The following is a 24,694-nucleotide window of genomic DNA, read 5'->3' on the forward strand; positions in this document are numbered from 1 at the left end:
TTTGCAAGTCAAAACTGAAATATACTGACTGCTGGTTATTATTTTAATTAATAAAAATTGAAGAAATTTTATTAATTAAAAATTTCTCAGTACTAGAACTTAGTGCTTTGTGTTATACTATATTGTTGTACGGAGGTGAATAATTTGGATAAAATATATATGGATTATAGTGCTACTACTTATGTAAAACCAGAAGTAGTAGAGGCTATGGAACCTTACATAAAAGAGTATTTTGCAAATCCTTCTTCTGCATATTCTTTTTCCAATAGGGCAAAGATGATTATAGATGAAAGCAGAGAAGCATTGGCAAGTTTAATAAATGCTAAGAGCAGTGAAATATATTTTACTTCAGGGGGAACTGAAAGTGACAACTGGGCGATAAAAGGGGTGGCCTTTGCAAATATGGATAAAGGACGCCATATAATAACTTCTTCTATTGAACATCATGCAGTTTTAAATGCTTGTGAATATTTAAAGAAGTTTGGCTTTGAAATAACTTATCTTCCTGTGGATGAATACGGTCTTATAAGTTTAGATAAATTAAGAAGTAGTATAAGAAAAGATACTATTTTAGTTTCAGTAATGGCTGGAAATAATGAAGTAGGAACTATACAGCCTATAGATGAAATAGGAAAGATTTGCAAGGAAAGAAATATAGTTTTTCATACAGATGCAGTGCAGGCAGTAGCAAATATTCCTTTGGATGTGGAAAGCATGAATATAGATTTATTAAGTTTTGCTTCTCATAAAATATACGGACCAAAGGGAATTGGTGCATTATATATAAAAAGAGGTACTAAAATAGATAATTTAATTCATGGTGGAGAGCAGGAAAAAGGCAGACGAGGAGGCACGGAAAATTTAGCTTCCATTGTTGGATTTGGAAAGGCTTCCGAAATTGCTTTAAATAATTTAAATGAGCATAGAGAAAAATTAACTTATTTAAGAGATATACTTATAAATGAACTTTTACAAATACCTGAAACTAAGCTAAATGGTGCTAGAGGTGATAAAAGGCTTCCTGGAAGTGTAAACATAACATTTAATGATGCTCAATCAGAATTAATGCTTATGATGATGGACAGAGAAGGAATTTTTGTATCCTCAGGCAGTGCATGCCAAGCCGGAGCCGTGGAGCCTTCTCATGTACTTAAAGCTATAGGGCTTTCAAATAAAGAAGCTAAGGAAGCCATAAGATTTAGTTTAGGAGATAAAACTACAAGAGAAGATGTGGATAAGGTTATTAATGTGGTTCGGGATTGTGTACAAAAATTGAGAAGTTGTTAGTAATTACTACTAACTAAGAAGCTCTAACTTTAGTTATTAAAAATGTAATTGGTTTCTAGGCTAGGATTAAGTTTAATAGGAGGTATTAACTTGAAGAAGAAAGTTTTACTTGGTATGAGTGGAGGAGTGGACAGCTCTGTTGCTGCTTATCTTTTAAAAGAGCAAGGTTATGATGTAATTGGAGTTACAATGCAAATATGGCAGGATGATGAGGAGTTTGAAGAAAGAGAGGGAGGATGCTGTTCGCTAAGTGCTGTGGCAGATGCTAGAAGAGTTGCGCAGTCTTTAGACATCCCTTTTCATGTAATGAATTTTAAAGAAGATTTTAAAGAAAAAGTAATAGATTATTTTGTGGATGAATATCTTGTAGGTAGAACTCCAAACCCATGTATAGCTTGTAATAAGCACATAAAATTTGATTTGTTTTTAAAGAAAGCAATGGCCATGGGAATAGATTATGTAGCTACAGGTCATTATGCAATAATAGGCCAAAATGGTCATAGATATACTCTTAGAAAGTCGGAAGACTCAAGAAAAGATCAAACTTATGCACTTTATAATCTTACTCAATTTCAATTAAGCAGAACTCTTATGCCTTGTGGAGAATATACAAAGGATGAAATAAGAGAAATAGCAAAAAAAATAGGACTTAGAGTACATAATAAAAAGGATAGTGAAGAAATATGCTTTGTATATGATAATGATCATGGCGGATACATAAATAGAAACTATCCTGGAAAAGTTAAAGAAGGAAACTTTATAGATAAAAATGGAAAGATACTTGGAAAGCATAAGGGAATAGTTTATTATACAATAGGCCAAAGAAAGGGACTTGGAATAGCTTTAGGTAAACCTGTATATGTTACAGATATCAAGCCTGAAACTAATGAAGTTGTATTAGGAGACGAAGAAGAGATATTTACAAGAGTACTTGTAGCAAAGGATATAAATTTAATTTCCATGGATATTTTATACGCTCCAATGGAAGTCGAAGCTAAAATAAGATATTCTGCACGTCCTGAAAAAGCATTAATAGAGCCAATTGATGGTGGACATAAAATAAAGGTTACTTTTAAGGAAAAGCAAAGAGCTATAACTAAAGGTCAATCTGTAGTATTTTATGATGGAGATATGGTTCTTGGCGGAGGAGTTATTGAGTAGTCAATATTTGATGTTAAATGATTAATAATTAATTCAAGATATAAAAAAGCTTGCTAAGATGCAAGCTTTTTTTAAATGTCCATTTTGTTTACATGAACTCCTTCAATAGAGGTTAAGTCATTCTCTAATGCTTCTACATCAGATTTTTCAGCAAATATTTGAAGAAGTATAAGTCCCTTTGGAGAACAAGAATTTTCTTCAGTTTCATGTAAGCCTATTCGTGTTTTTATTATGCAGCCATGGTCGGTTAAAATTTGTTGTGCTTTTGGAGCATGTTCATCTCTGCCGTCAATGGTAACAGCCATTATAGTAGTTTTTTTCATAAATAAATAACTCCTTTCATGTAAATTTTAAGGTTGGTTTGTGATTTTCAATTGTACAATACAATAGCATACAGATATTATTTTATCCAAATTTAGGGAAAATATATGCTGAAATTATAATATTTTTTTAAAATAAATGAAAAACAAAATAAAATGAGGAATTATGATATAGTAAACCATGTGAATTTTATCTTGCATTACATTAAAATCATGAAGTAATAATGTTATTTTTAATAGAAAATGTATAGAAAAACTTACTTTAACTTTTTATAATCCTATAATATTTAGCATAAATGAGCCTATATATTTCAGTAGTCGTTTTCAAAGAATTTGTTTGTTTTGCAAGTGATTATTCATAAAAAAGCAATTGTAAAATATTAGATTTTTTTACCGAAATACCGTTGACACCCTTTTTTATAGGTGATAAGATAAATAACAATAACTCGGAAAAAATAAAAATTGGGCAAATAAGTTAATAAATGTAAAATGTTATGATGGGAAAAAGCTATATAAATTTAGTTACAGAGAGCCAATGGTTGATGAGAATTGGTGCTAATGATATAGGTAATACTCGACCCTGAACATAAGAGCTGAAACTTAAGTAAGTTTTTACGGCAGCATCCGTTATAATGCAAAAGTTTTATAAAAACTTTCAGAGGCCATAAATAGATTGAAAAGTTTGTGGCGAAGTAGAGTGGTACAGCGTTAGTATACGCCTCTATATATTTAAAAAATATATAGAGGCTTTTTTATATACTAATATAAATTTAAGGGGGAAAAAATTATGGATGGACTTCTTGCGTTTTCGGTATTATTTTTAATCTTTGGTGTTGGGGACTTTATATCATCAAAGACAAAGGCTGTTTGTTCTACTATGTTTGTATCTTCAGTAATTCTAATGGTTGGTTTTTGGGTGGGGCTCCCAAAAACTATATTTAAGGATTCATCATTACTTGCCATGGGAAGTATATTAATGGCAGTATTGATTACTCATATGGGAACACTTATGAGTATAAATGATTTGGTAAAACAATGGAAAACTGTTGTAATAGCATTAGCTGCAATTGTAGGAATTGGTATTTTTGTATATTTTGCAGGTACTCCAATTTTAGGAAAAGATTACGCTGTAGCTGCAGCACCACCAATAGCCGGAGGAGTTGTAGCAGGTATCATTATGGGTGAGGCTGCAAAAGCAAAAGGACTTGAAACAATCATGGTTTTTGCAACATTACTTGTAGTAGTTCAAGGTTTCTTTGGATATCCAATTGCATCAATTTGTCTTAGAAAAGAAGCAAAAAGATTATCAAAGGAATTAAAAGAAGGTAAATCAAATATAAATAATAAGAAAGCCACAGCAGAGATGGCCGCCGCAGCAGAAAATACAGTTAAACCAAGAAAATATTTAATACCAGCTCTTCCAAAAGAACTTCAAACATCTTCCATACTTTTAGCAAAGCTTGGACTCGCAGCGGTGCTAAGTTATAAAATAGCAGCACTTACAGGAAATGTGGTAAATAAGTATGTTGTATGTTTAATTATAGGTGTAGCTTTAAAGGAACTAGGATTCTTAGAAACTGATGGCATGACTAAAGCAAATGCCTTTGGATTAGCAATGGGTTCACTTATGGTTGTTATATTTTCAAATCTAGTAAGTGCAACTCCACAAATGGTATTAACATTATTATGGCCTTTAGTTGCAAGTTTAACATTAGGAGTTATAGGTATTGCGATTACCAGTATACCTGTAGGTAAGGCTTTAGGCTATAGCTGGCAGATGTCTTTATCAATAGGAATTACTGCATTATTTGGCTTTCCAGGAACATTTATAATTTCTCAAGAAGTTGCAAATGCAGAGGGAAAAACTGAAGAAGAGAAAAAAGCAATATTAGATGAAATACTTCCTAAGATGCTTATATCAGGATTTGTAACAGTAACCATAGCATCCGTAGTACTTGCAGGCTTCATGGTAAAAATGATGTAATATGATAGTTAATGATTAATACTGAATATATAACTATAAAGGAATGGGGGACTTTCAATATGAAAACTTTAGATCTTGCAAAAGAAAATTATGAGTGGATGGTGGATTTAAGAAGGGATTTTCACAGACATCCAGAGGCATCCTTTGAGGAGTTTAGAACTACAGATAAAATTGAAGAAGAATTAAAAAAAATGGGAATAGAAACTCTCAGAGTAACCAAAACAGGCGTTGTAGGACTTTTAAAAGGGGCAAAAGAAGGAAAGGTTGTAGCTTTACGTGCTGACATAGATGCATTATCCGTAAATGAAGAAACTGGACTTCCATATAGCTCAGAAGCTCCTGGATTAATGCATGCTTGTGGACATGACTGTCATGCTGCAACATTACTTGGAGCAGCAAAGGTTTTATCAACAATGAAAGATGAATTACAAGGAACAGTAAAGTTTATATTTCAGCCTGCAGAAGAAGTAGCAGGTGGCGCAAAAGCTATGATAGAAGGCGGAGTGCTAGAAAATCCTAAGGTAGACATGATATTTGGAATGCATATTTGGTCAGATGTGCCTACAGGACAAGTGGCGCTTCAACCAGGACCTGTAATGGCATCAGCAGATACTTTTGATTTAACTATAACAGGAAAATCAGCACATGGTTCTTCACCATGGCAGGGGGTTGATGCATTAACTTGTGCAACAGCGGTAGTTCAAGGACTTCATACTATTGCAACAAAGGTAAATGATGCAAGACAGCCTATAGTTATAAATGTAGGAACATTTCATTCAGGAGAAAGATTTAACGTAATACCAGGAAAGGCAACATTACAAGGAATGAATAGAGCCTTTACTGAACATTCAAGAAGAATGCTTCCTGAATGGATTGAAAAAATGGTCAAAAATACTTGTGAAGCTTATGGTTGTGAGTATGAGTATAAGTATACATTTATGTGTAGTCCTACTATAAATGAAGAAAACTCCACTAAACTTGCGCAAGAATCTGTAGGGAAAATAGTAGGAAAAGAAAATATACTTACTATAGATAAGGCAATGGGCTCTGAAGACTTTTCAGAGTATGTACAAAGGGTACCAGGAGCCTTTATGTTCTTAGGTGGAAGAAATGAAGAAAAGGGATGTAAGTATTCCCATCACTCAAATTTCTTTAATGTAGATGAAGATGCACTTCCACTTGGAGCTGCAAGCTATGCACAAGTAGCATTGGATTTTTTAAATATAACTAAATAAAAATAAAACACCTCAAGAATAAAGAAGCATTCTTGAGGTGTTTTTCTATAAATAGTGATTTTTCGCTAGTTAAATTACATCAAAAAAGCTCAGTTGATCACTTTCTGGAAGACCTTTTAAGCAGCCAAACTTTCTAAGTGAATCTATAGCAGAATTTCCTATCTTAGCACGTTTCTTTAGATCTTCTATGGAGCTAATAGGATTTTCTTCTTGGACTGCATTGTATATACCTTCTGCTGCCACGGTTCCCATGCCGGATATACTGTTTATAGGTGGCCTTAAGCCATCTTCCTCTACTATAAATTTGGATGCATGGGATTTGTATAAATCAATGGGCAGGAATTTAATTCCTCTCTCATACATTTCAAAAACCAATTCTAAGTCATCATACATATCCTTATCCTTAGGGGTAGCTTGATTGCCCATTACTTCAATTTCCTTCATTTTTTCTTTAACCTTCTCTTTTCCAAATATCATAAATTCTGAGTCAAAGGCCTTGGCTCTAATGGTGAAGTATGCTGCATAATATGCCTTAGGTATGTGAACCTTAAACCAGGCTATTCTAAAGGCCATCATTACATAGGCTGCAGCATGGGCCTTAGGAAACATGTATTTTATCTTTCTGCAGGAATCTATATACCATTCTGGTACATCATGTTCTCTCATCATTGCTTCATATTCAGCCCACTTTTCAGGGTCCTTTAATGCCTTTCCTTTACGAACTAGCTCCATTATCTTAAAGGCAGTATTGGGCGGCAGACCCTTTTTGATAAGATAAACCATGATATCATCTCTGGTACACACTGCCTCATTTAAGGTTACTGTTCCCGCATCAATTAAGTCCTTAGCATTTCCCAGCCATACATCGGTACCGTGGGAAAGTCCTGATATACATATTAAATCAAAAAAGGCTTTTGGCATTGTATCTAAAAGCATTCCTCTTACAAACTTGGTTCCAAATTCAGGAATTCCAAAGGTTCCAACCTTGGAATTTATCTGCTGCGGGGTTACTCCTAGGGCTTCAGTGGATGAAAATATAGACATGGTCTCCTTATCATCCATAGGTATTTTTTGTGGATCTACTCCGGTTATATCCTGAAGCATTCTTATAACTGTTGGATCATCGTGACCCAGTATATCGAGCTTCAACAAATTCTGGTCAATGGAGTGATAGTCAAAATGTGTTGTAATAATATCTGAGGTAGAATCATCTGCAGGATGCTGTACGGGACAAAATTCAAAAATTTCGCGTCCCTTTGGCACCACTATGATTCCACCAGGGTGCTGACCCGAGGTTCTTTTTATACCTGTACAGCCTCTTGAAATTCTGATGATTTCTGCCTTATTTACTGTAAGGTTTTTTTCATCAAAATACTTTTTCACGTATCCAAAAGCTGTTTTTTCTGCTATAGTACCTATGGTTCCGGCCTTAAAGGTTGTGCCCTTCCCAAAGATAACCTCTGTATATTTATGGGCTTTTGCCTGATATTCTCCTGAAAAGTTTAAATCTATATCCGGCTCCTTATCTCCATTGAAGCCTAAGAAGGTTTCAAAGGGGATATCTATGCCATCCTTAGCTAGCTTTTCTCCACAAACAGGACAAACCTTATCCGGCAAGTCAAAGCCATTTTTATAGCCATAATCGGAAAAGTCCGAGTATTTGCAGCTTGCGCATCTGTAATGTGGAGGCAGGGCATTTACTTCCGTTATACCGGTCATATATGCTACAACAGAGGAACCAACGGAACCTCTAGAACCTACTAGATAGCCATCTTCGTTTGATTTCCATACCAACTTTTGAGCGATAATGTACATCACGGAGAAACCATTTTTTATAATGGAATCCAGCTCTCTATCAAGCCTTTGCTGAATAATTTCAGGAAGAGGGTCACCATAAAGTTCATGAGCCTTACCATAGGTAATATCTTTAATGGTCTGTTCACAGCCATCTATGTGTGGTGTAGCTTTTTCTGGTGAAATAGGACTGATTTGCTCACACATATCTGCTATCTTATTAGTATTTGTAACTACCACTTCATAAGCCTTTTCCATTCCCAAATAGGAAAATTCCTGAAGCATTTCATCAGTGGTTCTTAAATATAATGGAGCCTGATTATCTGCATCCTTAAAGCCCTGACCTGCCTCAAGTATACGTCTGTATATCTCATCTTCAGGATCCACGAAGTGAACATCTCCTGTAGCTACTACAAGCTTACCTAACTTTTCTCCCAGAGCTACAATTTTTCTGTTGATTTCCTTTAAATATTCTTTGTTTGGTACTTGCTCTGTCCTTACCAAATAATCATTATTGCCTAGAGGCTGGATTTCCAAATAATCGTATTCCTTAGCAATGTCTTCAATTTCTTCATCGGATTTTCCTAGGAGTATTGCCTGATACAATTCACCTTCACTGCAGGCGCTGCCAAGAATTAAGCCCTCGGAATATTTTTCATACATACTCTTCAATATACGGGGCTTTTTATAAAAGTAATCTAAATGTGAATAGGATACAAGTCTATACAAATTCGTTAATCCCACATAATTCTTTGCGAATATTATTGCATGATGGGTTTTAACTTTTTTATATTCTTCCTTCTTAGCCTCTTCATCAGAACCGTATATATCTATATCCTCAATGGTTTTTGCTCCTCTTTCCTTCAGCTTTTCAAGCATTATATTAAACACCTTAACAGTGGTAGCAACGTCATCTAAGGCTCTATGAGCAACCTCAACCTTTATGCCAAGATTTTTAGCAATTCTTCCTAATTTATAGGTTTTAAAATTAGGGAATACTGACTGTGCCAAGGATAAGGTATCTACATATGTAAAGTCAAAGTCATAGTTTAGCACTCTAGCATTATGCTTTAAGAAGCCCACGTCAAATCCAGCATTATGAGCAACCAGAACGGTTCCATCAATAAAATCCATCATTTTAGGAAATACATTTTCTATGGTTTCTGCATTCCTTACCATATCATCAGTTATATTGGTAACCTCCACAACCCTTGATGGAATAGGCTTTTCAGGATTTACAAAGCAGCTGAATTTGTCTATTATCTTTCCATCCTTTAGTTTCATGATTCCTATTTCAGTAATTTTTTCTGTTACTGGTGAAAAGCCTGTGGTCTCCAAATCCAGCACACAATAGGTAGTATCAATGTTCTGTCCATTAGGATTTGTTACAGAAGGCTTTTTATCCGGTGCCAAATAGGCCTCTACTCCATATATAACCTTCATGTCAGAGTTATCTCTTCCTAATAATTTATGAGCCTCAGGGAATGACTGCACTACTCCATGGTCCGTTATGGCAATGGATTTCATGCCCCAGCTCATGGCTCTTTTAATTAAATCAGAGGCACCAGTCATAGCATCCATCTGACTCATTTGTGTATGCATATGCAGCTCTACCCTCTTCACTTCTGCCTTATCCTGCCTCTTAGCCTTCTTCCTGATTTCTATTTCTACTATGGTATTGGCAATAATCTCAATTTCATCAGTAAACTTACTATACCCTGCATTTCCAGAAAGCCTAACACCCTTAGCTTTGTTAAGCTTTGATAATGCCTCACTTTCTTCACCGGGCTTCAAGAAAGCCTTACAAGTCATGGAACTTGAGCCGTCATATAAATCAAAGGAAATTAATGTTTTTCCGCTTCTTAATTCCCTTGCTTCTATATTGGATATTTCACCCTCTATAGCTACCTTTCCTTCATCTGGCGTAATGTCAGTAATTTTTATTATAGCTTCCTTGATATTAGCACTTCTGCCTAATATTAAGAATGGATTGCCTTTCTTTCCATCGGTTTCTGATTTTGCTTCCTGTTTTTTTTCTACAGCTTCCTTAGTCAATTTAGGAGCGCTATTACTTGATGCAGCCTTAACTTGGTTTTGAATAAACAGCATTTCCTGTTCACGTATATCCTCTTGCAGCCTTATTAAATCTTCACTGCTTACTTTATCAACAAAATTTATTTTATATGCTGTGCCATACAGGTTTTTTATGGCCTTATGGATCTTTTGATCATAATCCATGGATTTTAAAAAGCCTGACACTGCAATTTTAAAACTAAAATTTATTGTGTCTTTATCAACTTTATATTCGCTATCATTTAGCACTGCTTTTAAGGCAGGATATTTATCTGCGAGTGAAGATACAATATTCTTCAATTCCTCTTCTATGGGCTTTTTCACTGTTCCCTCAACATACTTTACAGTGATTTTAGAATCTTTTAATGCAAATCTTTCCCTTATAAACTTATTAAGGCTTTCAAATTCTCCTATTTCAATATATTTATCTGAGCTGATTTTAATATCCAGGGTTTTAGTATTTTTTCTTAAGACCACCCCTTCTACAATTGCAGTATTTATGTTACCCCTAGCTTCATAATCACTAAAAATTTCATTTATTCTTTTCATGTTATTACCTAACCCTCTCCCTAAAATTTTTAGTATGCTACTATTATATAGGATAGACTTATGATTTGTCATGTAGAGAAAAATGTAAACAATGTACAAAGTTATATATATCCTATTTTGTGTTAAAATATAAGCATAAGATAATCCAGCAGAGTATTAAAGATTAAGTGTTAAGCATTAGCTACAAAAAGAGGAGGATATAAGGTGGGGGAAACTAAGTGGACTAAGGAGCAGGAAAGTGCCATATATACGAAAGGGTGTAACCTTTTAGTAGCAGCAGCAGCGGGTTCTGGTAAAACTGCGGTACTAGTGGAAAGAATAATAAAGAAAATAACGGATAAAGAAAATCCTATGGATATAGATAAATTATTAGTTGTTACATTTACAAATGCAGCAGCAGCTGAAATGAAAGAAAGGATAGGGGAAGCTATTACAAGGGAACTAGATAAAGATCCAGATTCAAAAGTACTTCAAAGGCAGTTAACACTTTTAAGTAAGTCAAATATAACTACAATACATTCATTTTGCCTAAATGTAATAAGAAATAATTTTCATGTTTTAGATATAGACCCTTCCTTTAGGGTTGCAGATGAGACAGAAACAATTTTATTAAGACAGGAAGCATTAGATGAAATATTTGATGAAAGTTATGAAGAGAATAAGGTAACTTCTGAATTTTTAAGTCTTGTGGAATCTTATGGGGGAAGAGATGATAAAAAAGTTATGGAAATGGTAGAAAGTCTTTATCATTTCTCTCAAAGTATGCCTTGGCCTGAAAATTGGTTAGAAGAAGCAATTGAAGCTTTTAATGTAAAAGAAGATTTTAATTTTGAAGAAACCACGTGGGCAGAGATTTTAGTACAAAATATAAAAATAGAGCTTGAAGGACTTAAAAACAGGTTGAAAAAGGCAGTAAATATACTAGAAGAAGATGAACTTTTAAATTCTTATAAGGAAGTTATTAAGGAAGATTTAAATTTTGTAGAAGCTCTTATAATGGAAGAAAGTTTTGGGAGTATGGCAGACAAAATATTTTCATACTCACATCCAGCGATGCCTCGTAAAAAATTAGATGAATATTTAAAAGAAGTAAAAGAAAAGGCTGTAAAAATAAGAAATGATGTAAAAGACAAGTTAAAAGGCTTAAAGGAGAATTATTTCCAGGGACATGAGGACATAAAGAGCCAGCTGCATGGTTTGTATCCACGAATGAAGGTTTTAAAAGATTTAGTGATAAATTTTAGCACAATATATGGTGAAAAAAAGAGAGAAAAAAATATAGTGGATTTTAATGATATAGAGCATTTTTGTCTGTACATACTTACACAATTTACAAAGGAAGATGAGCTTATCCCATCATCTATAGCTGTAGAGTATAGGAGGAAGTTTGAAGAAGTACTAGTGGATGAATATCAAGATAGCAACTTGGTTCAAGAGGTTATATTAAACTCAGTATCACGTCAGCCTAACATTGAACTAGAAGATGTAAAGTTAACTGTGCCAAATTTATTTATGGTTGGCGATGTAAAACAAAGTATTTATCGCTTTAGACAGGCAAAACCTGAGCTTTTTTTAGAAAAGTATAACACCTATGAAGAAGATAAAGGAGAAAACCGAAAGATAAAACTATTTAAAAACTTTAGAAGCAGGGAAAATGTTATACGTGGAGTAAACTTTATATTTAAACAAATAATGTCTAAAAGTTTAGGTGAGCTTGACTATACCGATGAGGAAGCCTTAAACCCAGGAGCATATTACCCAGAGCCAGAAGAAGAGATAAATTACGCAGGAGCTGTGGAACTTCATCTTATGGAAAAAAATTCTTCTAAAAATGAAAGTATATTAGAAGAAGAAGGAGGAGAAGAAGAACCAGAAGAGGATGCTCCAGATAATATTAAGCTTGAAGCAAGCATGGTATGCAAGATAATAAAAGACCTTATGGGATCAAGGGAAAATCCATATATGGTATGGGATAAGAATATAAATAATTATAGAAGGCTTCAATATAGGGATATAGTAATACTTATGAGAGCAACTAAAAGCTATGCTCCCACATTTACAGATGAACTAAATAATACAGGAATACCAGTGTTCGCAGATTCAAGTTCAGGATATTTTGAAACAGCAGAGGTAAAAACAATACTTGCTCTTCTTCAAGTTATAGATAATCCAAGGCAAGATATTCCTCTTTTGGCGGTTTTAAGAAGTCCTATATTTTCTTTTTCAGCAGAGGAAATAATAGATGTAAGACTTATAAATAAGGAATTAAATTTTTATGAAATAATAAATAAAATAGTAAGCAAGGATGATATAGAAGAGGGAGAGGAAAAAAGTAATATTAAAGCTTTAAACAAGGAGCTTATAAATAAAATAGAATATTTTCACGAAAAACTTGAAAAATGGAGAAATAGAGCTGTAAATTATCCTCTAGACCAATTTATATGGGCTTTATACACAGAAACTGGTTATTATGGGTATGTAGGAGCAATGGCTGGAGGAATTCAAAGACAGGCAAATTTAAGAGTTCTATTTGAAAGAGCAAAGCAATATGAAAGCACAAGCTACAGGGGATTATTTAATTTTATAAATTTCATGAATAAGCTTCGCTACAGTAGTGGAGATATGGGAAGTGCTAAAATAATTGGGGAAAATGAAGATGTGGTAAGAATTATGAGTATTCATAAGAGCAAGGGACTTGAATTTCCGGTAGTAATACTTGCAGGTTCTGGTAAGCAATTTAATCTACAAGATACTAAAAAAAGTGTGCTTTTTCATCATAAACTTGGATTTGGACCTGAATATGTGGATTTAGAAAAGAGAATATTCTATGATACTATAATGAAGGAAGTAATAAAAAAGAAAATTAATTTAGAGACACTTTCTGAAGAACTAAGAATTTTATATGTTGCATTTACAAGAGCTAAGGAAAAACTAATCATCACTGGAATGGTTAAGGATTTAGATAAAACTCTTGAAAAATGGTGTGATAAAGCTAATGAAGAAGGAGAAAAAATACCCACTTATGCAGTAATGCAAGGTAAAAATTATTTAGATTGGATAGTGCCACCATTAACTCGTCATGGTGATTGCAAGTGTTTATTAGAAAGAATAGGACTTGGTATTTCTTCAAGCCATTGGATTATGGATGATTCACATTGGAAAATAAATATATGGAGTAAGGAAGATTTTAAAGAGGAAATAATAGAAAAAGAAGAAAGAGATATATTAAAGGAACTTGAAGTTTTTTCACAAACTGAAGAAATAAGCAAGTTCAAAGCTGAAATAGAAAAAAGGCTTCAGTTTGAATATCCTTATAAAGAAGCTTCCGTTATACCTGCAAAGTTCTCAGTATCAGAAATTAAAAGAAGATTTTCAATCTTAGATGAGGAAAACTCTGAGGATATGTTTAAATCATTTATACTTAAAAAACCTCTTTTCTTAGAAAAGGTAAAAAAGTTTACAGGAGCGGAAAAGGGAACTTTCATGCATCTTGTAATGCAACATTTAGATTTAGAGAATACTAAAAGTATAGAAGATATAAAAAGACAAATAAATTTAATGGTGATAGAAGAATTTTTAACTGAGGAGCAGGCAGAATCTATAAATATTTATAAAATACTTAAATTTTTAAAAAGTGATTTAGGCCAGAGAATGAAGGAGTCTATTAAAGTAAAAAGAGAACTTCCTTTTTATATAGAAATACCAAGCAGTGAACTTTATAAGGAACTTCCTTCTAATATATATGATGATGAGAAGATACTTATACAGGGAGTGATAGATGCCTTTTTTGAGGAAGAAGATGGATTAGTACTTTTGGATTATAAGACAGATTATGTAGAAGATGTAGAAGAATTTAAGAAAAAATATGTGATTCAGCTAAAATATTATAGAAGGGCTTTGGAGAAAATAACAGAGAAGAAAGTTAAAGAGGTTTATATTTACTCTTTTCATAAAGAAGAATTTTATAAACTATAACGATTATTACTGGATAATTATTATTAGTTATGCTATAATATACCTAAGTTAGAAAGAAAATATAAACTAGAGGTGAATATTATGAATAAGAATACTATAAAAATTTCTATAATAGGTGCGGGATATGTAGGTTCTACTACTGCATACGCATTGATGATGGAAGGGTTAGCTTCGGAAATAGTAATAGTTGATATAAATAAAGAAAAAGCTATAGGGGAAGTTATGGACTTAGCTCATGGAATTCCTTTTGTAAAGCCTGTGGATATAATTGCCGGAGATTATAAAGATACAAAGGATTCAGATATAGTAATTATAACTGCAGGAGCAGGGCCAAAACCTGGAGAAACAAGACTTGATTTAATAGATAAAAATTATAAAATATTTAAATCCATGGTACCTGAAATAGTAAAATATAGTCCTAACTCAATATTACTTGTGGTTTCAAACCCTGTGGATATATTAACATATGTAACTTATAAGCTTTCAGGATTTCCACCTGAAAGGGTAATTGGTTCAGGTACTGTGCTCGACAGTTCAAGATTTAGATATCTTTTAAGTAAGCATTTTAACGTGGATGTAAGAGATGTTCACTCTTATATATTAGGGGAACATGGGGATTCTGAAATAGCTGCTTGGAGTTTAACTAACATAGCGGGCATAGATGTAGATAACTATTGTAAGTGTATATGCAAAAATTGTGACGGAGACTTTAAGATGGGCATTCTTGATCAAGTAAGAAATGCAGCATATGAAATATTGGATAGAAAAGGATATACTTCCTATGCAGTAGCACTAGCAGTTGTAAGAATAGTAGAAGCAATACTTAGAGATGAAAACTCAATACTTACAGTATCCACCTTACTTAAAGGAGAATATGGCATTGAAGATGTATATCTGGGAGTGCCTACAGTAATAGGAGATACTGGTGCGAAAAGAATACTTGAAGTAAACTTAAATGAAGAAGAAAAAAGAAACTTAAAAGAATCTTCAGGAGTTTTAAAGGAAAGCCTTAGTGAAATAAAATTTGACTAGGAGTTAGGAAAGGCTTTGCCTTTCCAAAAACTCCTGAGCACTTCTATAGCCTGAGCGATAAAGACTTAGGCTTTTTTCTTTACTTATATCGAATTCTTTAGAATCCACATCCTCTATAGGAATTAAAATTGAACGTTTTAGATTTTCTTCATTTATCCAGTTTTCTTCTACATTTTGTTTTCTTATGGTGTCTGCCATATCAAATAATAGAGAAAGAGGATCGGTTTTTCCTAGAGCAGTATAGCTAACATTAGATACTTTGAACTTAAATCCTAAAGTGGAAATGGAAGTATTCATATTATCAAATATAGTTATTGGATAATTACAACAAAGAGAACCATCTACTATAAAACTTGTTCCATCCTTATAGTTAAGTTCTACAGGCTTAAAGTAAAAGGGGATGCTGCAGCTCATTCTAACAGCTTTTGCAATAGAAAAACTATCTGAATCAATGCCGTATTCGGGTAAATCATCAGGCAAGATTAGCATTCTTTTTTTCGTTATATCAGAAGCTATTATTTTTAAAATACATCTATTTTTTGATTTTAAATCTCCAAAGGTTGTTATTCCTTTTTCTTTAAGTAACTTATCTAACCACTCTTCTAAATAATCTCCTGAGTAAATACCCTTGTCTTTAAAAAAGCTTATGGCCTTAGTTACCATATTTTTTTTTATAAGTGTATCGCTATCTATAAATTTAAGAAAGTTTATATTTATAAGCAAATCTTTTAATTCTTTAGAAGTATAGCCTGAGCAAACCAAAGAGGCTATTAATGAACCAGCAGAGGTACCAGCAGCATTTCCCCATATATATCCCTGCTTTTCTAAACAGGATAGTGCACCAACAAAGGCGATAGCTCGAAGTCCTCCTCCTTCAAAAACAGCGTTAAACTTCATTTCATCACTTCCTCGTCAAAATGCTATTAATATATTTATATGCTTAATAAATTGTTAAATTTCAATTTTAAATTATAAGCTAGAAATTTATTTTTAGGATACTTTGATTTTATTTGGGCAAATTGGTAAAATAGGTTTATAATAACTAGAAATTATGAATAGGGAGCGTGAATATAAATGAAAGAAGTAGTAGAAAGATTTTTGAAATATGTAAAGCTTGATACAAAATCAGATGAAGAATCAGGAGTTACTCCAAGCTCAGAAGGTCAAAAAGTTTTTGCAAAGGAACTTGGTAAAGAACTTGAAAATTTAGGATTTACCAATGTAACAGTGGATGAAAATTATTATGTAATGGCTGAAATTCCTTCAAATATAGATAAAAAGGTTCCGATAGTAGGATTTATAGCACACATGGATACAAGTCCAGATATGAGTGGAAAAGATGTAAATCCTCAGTTTGTGGAAAATTATGATGGAGGAGATATAGTTTTAAATAAGGAAAATAATATAGTGCTAATGCCTAATGAATTTCCAGATCTTAAAAACTACATAGGTAAAACATTAATTACAACTGATGGCACTACACTTTTAGGTGCAGATGATAAGGCAGGAGTTGCAGAAATAGTTACTGCTATGAAGTATTTAATAGATAATCCTGAAATTCCTCACGGTACTATAAAGGTAGCCTTTACTCCAGATGAGGAAATTGGAGAAGGTGCAAATCATTTTGATGTGGAAAAATTCAATGCGGATTTTGCGTATACTGTAGATGGAGGAGCCATAGGAGAATTAGAATATGAAAACTTTAATGCTGCTTCAGCAAAGGTAATCGTAAAAGGAAGAAATGTTCATCCAGGTACTGCTAAAAATGCTATGATAAATTCTGCACTTGTAGCTGCAGAATTTATGAGAAGTCTTCCAGCAGCTGAAGTTCCAGAAAACACAGAAGGATATGAAGGATTTTATCATTTAACTTCTATAAAAGGTGAGGTAGAACTGACTGAACTTAGCTATATAATAAGAGATTTTGATAAAGAAGGCTTCCAAAATAGAAAAAATGTCATGCAAGAAATATCAAATAAAATAAATGAAAAGTATGGAAGAGAACTTGTATCTTTAAAAGTAAAAGATCAGTATTATAATATGAAGGAAAAAATTGAACCTGTTAAACATATAGTAGACATTGCGCATAAAGCTATGATTGACGCAGGAGTAACTCCGAAGGTAACTCCAATAAGAGGAGGAACTGATGGTGCTAGACTATCCTTTATGGGATTACCTACACCAAACTTTTTTACAGGCGGACATAACTTTCATGGAAAGTATGAATATATACCTGTAGAGTCTATGGAAAAGGCAGTAGAAGTAATACTTAAGGTAGTAGAAAAAACAACTACACTTTAATATCTTAATAAAACTATATTTATAGAAAAACATTGATCATGGAAGGATCGATGTTTTTCTTTTTTATTATTTGTAGTAAACGCTAAAAGATTGTAAAAAATAACAATTATTTTGAAAAAATATGTTGCAATTTGTTGAAAAGGTAAAAAAACAATGTTAATATTAAATTATGAAAGCAAAAAGGAGTTGAAATCATGGAAGCTTTAGAAAGTTTGCTTAGCAAGCAGGATATTTATAGGGTTTTAATGTTTATAATTTTTATTTTTGTAATAATTATGCTTATTATTAACATATATAAAAGAAAAAAAGCAGAAGAAATGCTTCTAAAAACTCAACAGCTTTTAGATGAACTTAAAGTGCAGGATGAAGTCACAACGGAGTTTTTTACAAATGTGTCACACGAACTTAGAACTCCTTTAAATGTAATGCTTAGCGGTTTACAACTCATAGAGCTTTACATACAAAAGGGAATGATAAAAGAACAAGGGGTAAATTTACATAAAAAAATAGATGCAATTAAGCAAAATTCACTAAGACTTTTAAAGCTTATAAATAACTTAATAGATATGACAAAAATAAGCTCAGGGTTTTATGAATTACAGCTTAAAAACTGTAATATAGTATCTGTAGTAGAAGAAAGCGTATTGTCTATGATAGAATATGTAGAAAGTAAAAATATAGAGTGCATTTTCGATACAGAAGTAGAGGAAATGTATATGGATTGTGACCCTGAAAAAATTGAAAGGGTAATGCTAAATTTATTATCCAATGCAGCTAAGTTTACTCCTAGGGATGGAAAAATATATGTAAATATTTATGAAAGAAAAGATAAAGTTGAGATTAGTGTTAAAGATACAGGGATAGGTATTGCAAAGGATAAACAAAAGGTAATATTTGATAGATTTAAGCAAATAGAAGGAGCGTCAAGAGATAGTAAGGATAAAGGTAGTGGCATAGGACTTTATTTAGTAAAATCAATGGTAGAACTTCATAATGGAAATATTAAATTAAAAAGTGAACTGGGAAAAGGAAGCGAATTTATAATAACCTTTCCTATAGAAAATATTAATAAAACTCATAATAAAATTAATAAAGAACTTAGTAAAGAAGTGAAATCCCAGTGGGTAAATTATGAAAAAAATGAATTAGCAGTACTCGAACTTTCAGATTTACTGAGTGGAAATGTCAAATAAGAAAGAACAGGTAACCCCTGTTCTTTCTTATTTGACAATATTTTTAAATATGTTTACTATTTACAAAACCTTTTGTAATGAACTGTAATACGAAATATCTTGCAAAATAATAAAAACGTGATATACTAATACATATACTAAAATAGGTTAACATAATATTGGAGAGGAGGAATATAGAATGAAAGACGAAAAGGTATTTAATTTAACACAAGACGTTATAGACGAATGCTTAGAAGAAAGCATGGAAAAACCAGAAGAAGAAAACTCTGCTTACAAAAGAAGCGCCTAATAAAATTTTTAGGAAGGAGTGAAAACCATGGGAAACCCTGTCTCCATGGTTAAATATATGATAAAATATAATTTATCAAAAAACAAATAAAAAACTTCCATGCAATAATTAAGGCTTGGAAGTTTTTTATTTGTTTTTTGAATTAAAAAAGGGATGCCATGTAAGGGCACCCCTGAATGATCTATGCAAATTTTTTATTTTTGTATTATATTATATTATATTATATTATATTAACAGCAGCAAGAACACCTAAATAGATGCCTTATTATTGAAATAATTATCGCAATAATTATAATGAAGAATATAAAAAAGCAGCAACACATAAATTTCACCTCCTCTTTAAAAGACCGAGGCTATTATCCAAGGTTATTACATTATATGAAGATATACACAGCTTTGATACTATAATAGTTTGCTAGAAAAAGAAATACAAGTTTAGTATAATTGGGATAAATACTAGTTTAAAAGTTAAGTATGAATATAAATATAAAATTTAAATTTTAATAATATAAAAAATAGAAATAAAGTGATACTTTAAATACTTAAGATTGGAAGTGATAATATTGCGAATACTTCATACATCAGATTGGCACCTAGGAAAAAATTTAGAAGGATATAGCCGTTTAGAAGAGCAAGAGTTGTTTTTGGAGGACTTTATAAAAGTTGTAGAGGAAAATGATATAGATTTAGTAATAATTGCAGGAGATATATATGATAATTCAAATCCACCTGCTAGAGCTGAAAATTTATTTTACAGAGCACTTAATAGAATTTCTCAAGGAGGAAAAAGGGGAATACTTATAATTTCAGGTAATCATGATAATCCTGAAAGGCTTGTAGCCGCAAATCCATTAGCTAAAGAGCAAGGAATTATAATGGTGGCACTTCCTAAAACCATAGTTCCTGTAGGAGTTTATGGAGATATAGAGGTAATAGACTCATGTGAAGGATGTATAGAGGTCAAAATAAAAGATGAAAATGCAGTTATTATAACTCTTCCTTATCCAAGTGAAAAAAGACTAAATGAAATAATTTCTGAAAGTCAAGAAGATGAAATTAGAAGAAGGGATTATGCAGAAAAGGTAGGAGAAATTTTAGAAAAGTTATCTTGTAAATTTAGAGAAGATACTGTAAATGTAATAGCTTCTCATCTCTTTATAAGAGGAGGAGAAAGCAGTGATTCAGAAAGACCTATAGAACTTGGTGGAAGTCTTGCAATAGATGTGGATAAAATCCCTGAAAATGCTCAATATGTAGCATTAGGACATCTTCATAAACCACAAAGTGTTAAGGGAGCAAAATGTCCTGTGTATTATTCAGGATCTCCTATTCAATATAGTAAAAGTGAAATAAACTATGCTAAATGTCTTTACATAGTAGATGTAGAGCCTAAGAAAGAAGCAAAGATAGAAACTATTATGATAAATACATATAAGCCAATTGAAGTATGGAAGTGCAATGGAATAGAAGAAGCTATAAAAAAATGTGAAAAAAACTCTTCAAGAGAAGTATGGGTATACTTGGAGATTACTATGGATACCTTCTTATCTCAAGAAGACATAAAAACACTTAGGGAGCTAAAAAAGGATATTGTAGAAATAAAGCCTAAAATAAAAGGTGAAGTAGAAGAGGAAATTGCTTGTGAAAGCTTAAAAGAAAAATCCATGGATGAAATATTTAAGGAATTTTATACAAATCAAAGAGGAATAGAACCTGAAAGTGAAGTTATGAATTTATTTTTAAGTATAATACAGGGAGATGAAGAAGATGAAGCCTAAAAGACTTAAGATAAAAGGGTTAAATAGCTTTATAGAGGAACAGGATATTTATTTTGATGAGCTAGTAGAGAGAGGTCTTTTTGGAATATTTGGTCCTACAGGAAGCGGTAAGTCTACTATATTAGATGCTATAACATTATCTCTTTATGGTTCTATTGCTAGGGGAAGCAATGAGTACATAAATAGTTTTTCAGAAGATTTGTATGTATATTATGAATTTGAGGTATTAAATGAGGGAATAAGAAAAACTTATAGTGTAGAAAGGATTATAAAGAGAGATAAAAAGGATAGAAATAAATATAAAACCACTTCTTCTAGACTTATATATATTAAAGGTGATGAAAAAGAAATAATAGCAGAAGGGGTTAGAAGTGTAGAGGAAAACATAAAATCAATAATAGGTCTTACCTTAGATGATTTTACTCGTTCGGTGGTACTTCCACAGGGTAAGTTTAGTGAATTTTTAAAGCTTACGGGAAGGGAAAGGAGAGATATGCTGGAAAGAATATTTCTTCTTGAAAAGTACGGGAAAAATCTTTCAGAAAAGATAAAAAAGATTAGAGGAAAGACATATACTGAGCTCCAACAGCTTGAGGGACAATTAAAAAGTTTTGAAGGAATATCAAAAGAAGAATATGATTCTTTAAAGGAAAAAGCACAATTACTTCATGAGGAAGAAGAAAAGTTAAATTTAGAAAAAGCATCTGCTGAAAAGGAATATGAAAAGTATAAAAGGATTTGGGAACTTCAACAGGAGCTTAATGGATATTTAGAAAAGCTTCAAATTATTAAAGAAAGAGAAGAAGAAATAAAGCTTAAAAAATATAGATTAGATAGAGGAATAAGGGCTTCAAAAGTAAAACCATTTCTGCAAAGTGTAATAGATACAGAAGAAAAGCTTGAGAAAAATAAAGCTAATATAGAAATGCTAAACACACAATTTAACTTAAAGGAAGTAACCGTAAGACGATTAGAAAATAAATATAATTATGCACTAGAAGAAAAAAACAATAATCTTCCTATTTTAATTAAAAAGGAGTCAGATCTTTTAATAGCCAAGGATAGAAAAGAAAAGCTAAATGTTATAATAAAAGATAGAGATGCCCTGCAAATAGAGTGGAAAAAAAGAGATGCAGAAGGAAAATCAACACAAAATGAATTAAATAAAGTGAATAAAAATATAGAGCTGATAAAGTTAAATATTGAAAGCTTGGAAAAGGATATAAGTGACTTAAAGGTTCAAGGTGCGTTCAAAGAAAAGGTACAAGAAGGTTCTTTAAAGGAAAGAGAACTTAAAGAATTATCAAAAAGACTTCAGAATGGAGAAAGTAGGCTAAATTTAAAAGCAGATGAGCTGAAAAAGATTAATGAAAATTATGATGCTTTAAAGAAGAAAGAGGAAGAATTATCGCACTCATTAAGCTTATTCCAAAAGGAAATGCAAGAGCTTGAAAAACTAAATCCTGGGGATGAAAGCACTTTATTATCTTTAAAGGAAGAAAGATATTTAAAAAGTCAAAGACTTGATGAAATTTTAAAGGATGAGGGGAAAAAATATGAGCTCCAAAACAAACTAAGGCCTTTTACTGAAAAAAAGGTTTTATTAGAAAATAAATTAGAAAAAGTTATAACTGAGTTGAATACGAAAGAAAATGCGCTTAGAAGTATTAAAATAAATATAGAAGAATACAAGAAGAAAAACATGGCTTCTATTTTAGTCAATGAAATTGAAGAAGGAAAAGCTTGTCCAGTATGCGGCTCCATACATCATCCATCTTTAGCAGAAAATACTTCTTTAGATAAATTAGAAGATTTACTTAAGATAGAAGGGGAACTTAAGGAAATAGCTGATATTTTACAAAATGATAAAAGAAAATTTGAAGAAGAATTATTTCAAGTTAAGCTGCAGCAAAGTAATATAACTGAACAGTTAAATGATTGTCTGGATAAATTAAAATATATAAAAATAGAAGAATTTCAGCAAGAAGTAAATAAGCTAAATGCAGAAGCTTATAATTTAGATAAAGCTATTAAGGAATATAAAACTAAAAAAGAGAAAGTAGAAAATAAAATAAATGAAATAAAGGAAGAAAAGTTAACTATTGAAAAATCCATAATTACATTGGATGGGAAAATTAGTTCCTGTAAAGTTTCCATAGAAGAAATTAACTCTGAAACCAAGGGCTTAAGAGAAAGACATATGGAATTAAAAAATCAGTGGAATAGTATAGCAAGAGAGCTTAACATAGAAAGCTTAATAAAGGAATTAGAAAACATAAATAAAAAGGATAAAGAAAGAGAAAATAAGGAAGTTTTACTGAAAGAAGAAAGAAATAAATTAGAAAATCTTCAAAATATAAAGAGTGGGTTAGAAGCCAAGCTAAATGAGTTTAAAAATCAAATGAATGTTATAACTCAAAGTGGCAAAGAAAAAACAAACTTTATAAAAGCAGAAGAAGGGGAAATAAATAGGCTTTCTGAAGGAAGAGAGATTGAAAATTATATAAAAGAAATAATAAGTAAAATAGATCTTATAAATAAAAATGAGAAGGAACTTAAAGAAGCATTTGAAAGAGAAAAGGCTGAAAAACAAGCTATTCAAGAAAGAAAATGGGGAGAAGAGCAGTTAAAGGAAAGTCTTAATGAATCATTAAAACAGTATCAAGCAAAATTAAATGAGGCTCTTATAGAAAATGGATTTGTAACCTTAGGAGATGCTGAGGATTCATTAATGGAAATTAAGGAAATAGAATGGCTAAGAACTGCTGTGGATTCATTTGAAGAAGAGTTTAAAAATACAACAAATAATATAACCAGAGTTAACGAAAGATTAAATGGAGAAAGCATTGAAGAAGAAAGATGGCTCCAAATTATAGATAAGAAAGAGGAAAAATCAAATCTTTTAACATCAAAGATAAAAGAAATAGCAGCTTTGGAAAAAGAGCTTCAAGACATGGAAAGGGCCTTAAAAAGTGTGGAAGGTTTACTGGAATTTCAAAAGAATATAAAACATAAATTAAGCCTTATCCAAGACATAGAAAAACTTGTGGAAGGAAATAAATTTGTGGAATTTGTGGCAACCAATCATCTTAAGTATATAGCCTTAGAATCATCTAAAAGGCTTAAGGAAATCACAGGAGATAGATATGCACTGCAGCTTGATCCAAATAGCAATTTTGTCATAAGAGATGATAACAATGGTGGAAGCATAAGAAGTACAGCTACACTTTCGGGGGGAGAGACCTTTGTTACATCCCTTGCCCTTGCTCTTGCGCTATCTTCTCAAATTCAGTTAAAAGGAAGTGCGCCTCTTGAGTTCTTTTTCTTAGATGAAGGTTTTGGAACTTTGGACAATACTCTTTTAGAAGTGGTTATGACGTCTCTCGAAAGATTAAGAAGTAATAAATTAAGCGTAGGAATAATAAGCCATGTGGAAGAGCTTAAAAACAGAGTACCTGTAAAACTTATAGTAGAGCCGCCAATATCAGGAACTGGTGGAAGTAAGGTAAGAATTGAATACAGTTAGGAAATTGCTACATTTTTAATGTTGAATATAGCATGGGATTTACATCGTAGAAAGCATTGAACAAGCATTAAAAGCTCTTTATTTCTGATTTTAAAACACCGTTAAGAGCCTTCTACTGTCTGAGTGATAGCGAGTTTAGAAGGCTTAGGCGTTTTAAAAGGAGGAAATATTAGAGCTTTTTGCGCAGTGAACTGCTT

Annotated in this window: 13 protein-coding genes and 1 other annotated feature; of the genes, 10 read left to right on the forward strand and 3 right to left on the reverse strand. The window is 32.1% G+C overall.

All coding sequences use genetic code 11. The annotated features are described in order from the left end of the window. Positions 1 to 144: 144 nt before the first annotated feature. Entirely contained in the window at positions 145 to 1,287 is a 1,143-nt protein-coding gene (gene nifS, locus CRN98_RS05510; RefSeq protein ID WP_097026416.1) for a cysteine desulfurase NifS, read from the forward strand. 90 nt (positions 1,288 to 1,377) lie between these two features. After that, entirely contained in the window at positions 1,378 to 2,448 is a 1,071-nt protein-coding gene (mnmA, locus tag CRN98_RS05515) for a tRNA 2-thiouridine(34) synthase MnmA (RefSeq protein ID WP_097026417.1), read from the forward strand. Between the two features lie 71 nt (positions 2,449 to 2,519). Here mnmA and CRN98_RS05520 read toward each other — a convergent pair whose 3' ends face one another. Further along, a complete protein-coding gene (locus tag CRN98_RS05520; RefSeq protein ID WP_097026418.1) occupies positions 2,520 to 2,771 on the reverse strand; it encodes a CPF_0552 family protein in 252 nt (83 codons plus the stop codon). Between the two features lie 482 nt (positions 2,772 to 3,253). Beyond that, positions 3,254 to 3,494: a binding site (T-box leader), on the forward strand. Between the two features lie 61 nt (positions 3,495 to 3,555). Here CRN98_RS05520 and CRN98_RS05525 point away from each other — a divergent pair. Both CRN98_RS05525 and CRN98_RS05530 read left to right on the forward strand, forming a co-directional pair. Beyond that, on the forward strand, positions 3,556 to 4,752 hold the full coding sequence (locus tag CRN98_RS05525; RefSeq protein WP_097026419.1) for a hypothetical protein: 1,197 nt from the start codon (positions 3,556 to 3,558) through the stop codon (positions 4,750 to 4,752). Between the two features lie 59 nt (positions 4,753 to 4,811). Then, entirely contained in the window at positions 4,812 to 5,987 is a 1,176-nt protein-coding gene (locus CRN98_RS05530; protein ID WP_097026420.1) for a M20 metallopeptidase family protein, read from the forward strand. Between the two features lie 69 nt (positions 5,988 to 6,056). Here CRN98_RS05530 and polC read toward each other — a convergent pair whose 3' ends face one another. Beyond that, a complete protein-coding gene (gene polC / locus CRN98_RS05535) occupies positions 6,057 to 10,403 on the reverse strand; it encodes a DNA polymerase III subunit alpha (protein ID WP_097026421.1) in 4,347 nt (1,448 codons plus the stop codon). 204 nt (positions 10,404 to 10,607) lie between these two features. On the opposite strand from polC, the gene addA reads away from it, so the two are divergent. Both addA and CRN98_RS05545 read left to right on the forward strand, forming a co-directional pair. Further along, positions 10,608 to 14,378, forward strand: coding sequence for a helicase-exonuclease AddAB subunit AddA (addA, locus tag CRN98_RS05540; RefSeq protein ID WP_097026422.1), 3,771 nt, complete (start codon positions 10,608 to 10,610; stop codon positions 14,376 to 14,378). A gap of 81 nt (positions 14,379 to 14,459) precedes the next feature. After that, positions 14,460 to 15,410: an L-lactate dehydrogenase gene (locus tag CRN98_RS05545; protein ID WP_097026423.1), complete on the forward strand. Its 951-nt coding sequence runs from the start codon at positions 14,460 to 14,462 to the stop codon at positions 15,408 to 15,410. A 3-nt stretch (positions 15,411 to 15,413) separates the two neighbouring features. Here CRN98_RS05545 and CRN98_RS05550 read toward each other — a convergent pair whose 3' ends face one another. Then, a complete protein-coding gene (locus CRN98_RS05550; protein WP_097026424.1) occupies positions 15,414 to 16,307 on the reverse strand; it encodes a patatin-like phospholipase family protein in 894 nt (297 codons plus the stop codon). A gap of 177 nt (positions 16,308 to 16,484) precedes the next feature. Here CRN98_RS05550 and pepT point away from each other — a divergent pair, with 177 nt between their 5' ends. From pepT to CRN98_RS05570, 4 genes are all read left to right on the forward strand, one after another. Next, positions 16,485 to 17,711 (forward strand): peptidase T, encoded by a 1,227-nt coding sequence (gene pepT / locus CRN98_RS05555; RefSeq protein WP_097026425.1) that lies wholly within the window; start codon positions 16,485 to 16,487, stop codon positions 17,709 to 17,711. Between the two features lie 194 nt (positions 17,712 to 17,905). Beyond that, a complete protein-coding gene (locus CRN98_RS05560; protein WP_097026426.1) occupies positions 17,906 to 18,904 on the forward strand; it encodes a sensor histidine kinase in 999 nt (332 codons plus the stop codon). 852 nt (positions 18,905 to 19,756) lie between these two features. After that, positions 19,757 to 20,971, forward strand: a complete 1,215-nt coding sequence (locus CRN98_RS05565; RefSeq protein WP_097026427.1) for an exonuclease SbcCD subunit D — start codon at positions 19,757 to 19,759, stop codon at positions 20,969 to 20,971. Beyond that, entirely contained in the window at positions 20,961 to 24,497 is a 3,537-nt protein-coding gene (locus CRN98_RS05570) for an AAA family ATPase (protein ID WP_179631943.1), read from the forward strand. Before CRN98_RS05565 ends, CRN98_RS05570 begins: the two co-directional genes overlap by 11 nt. The last annotated feature ends 197 nt before the right edge of the window (positions 24,498 to 24,694 follow it).

The sequence above is a fragment of the Clostridium peptidivorans genome (assembly GCF_900205925.1).
GTDB lineage: Bacteria > Bacillota > Clostridia > Clostridiales > Clostridiaceae > Clostridium_AK > Clostridium_AK peptidivorans.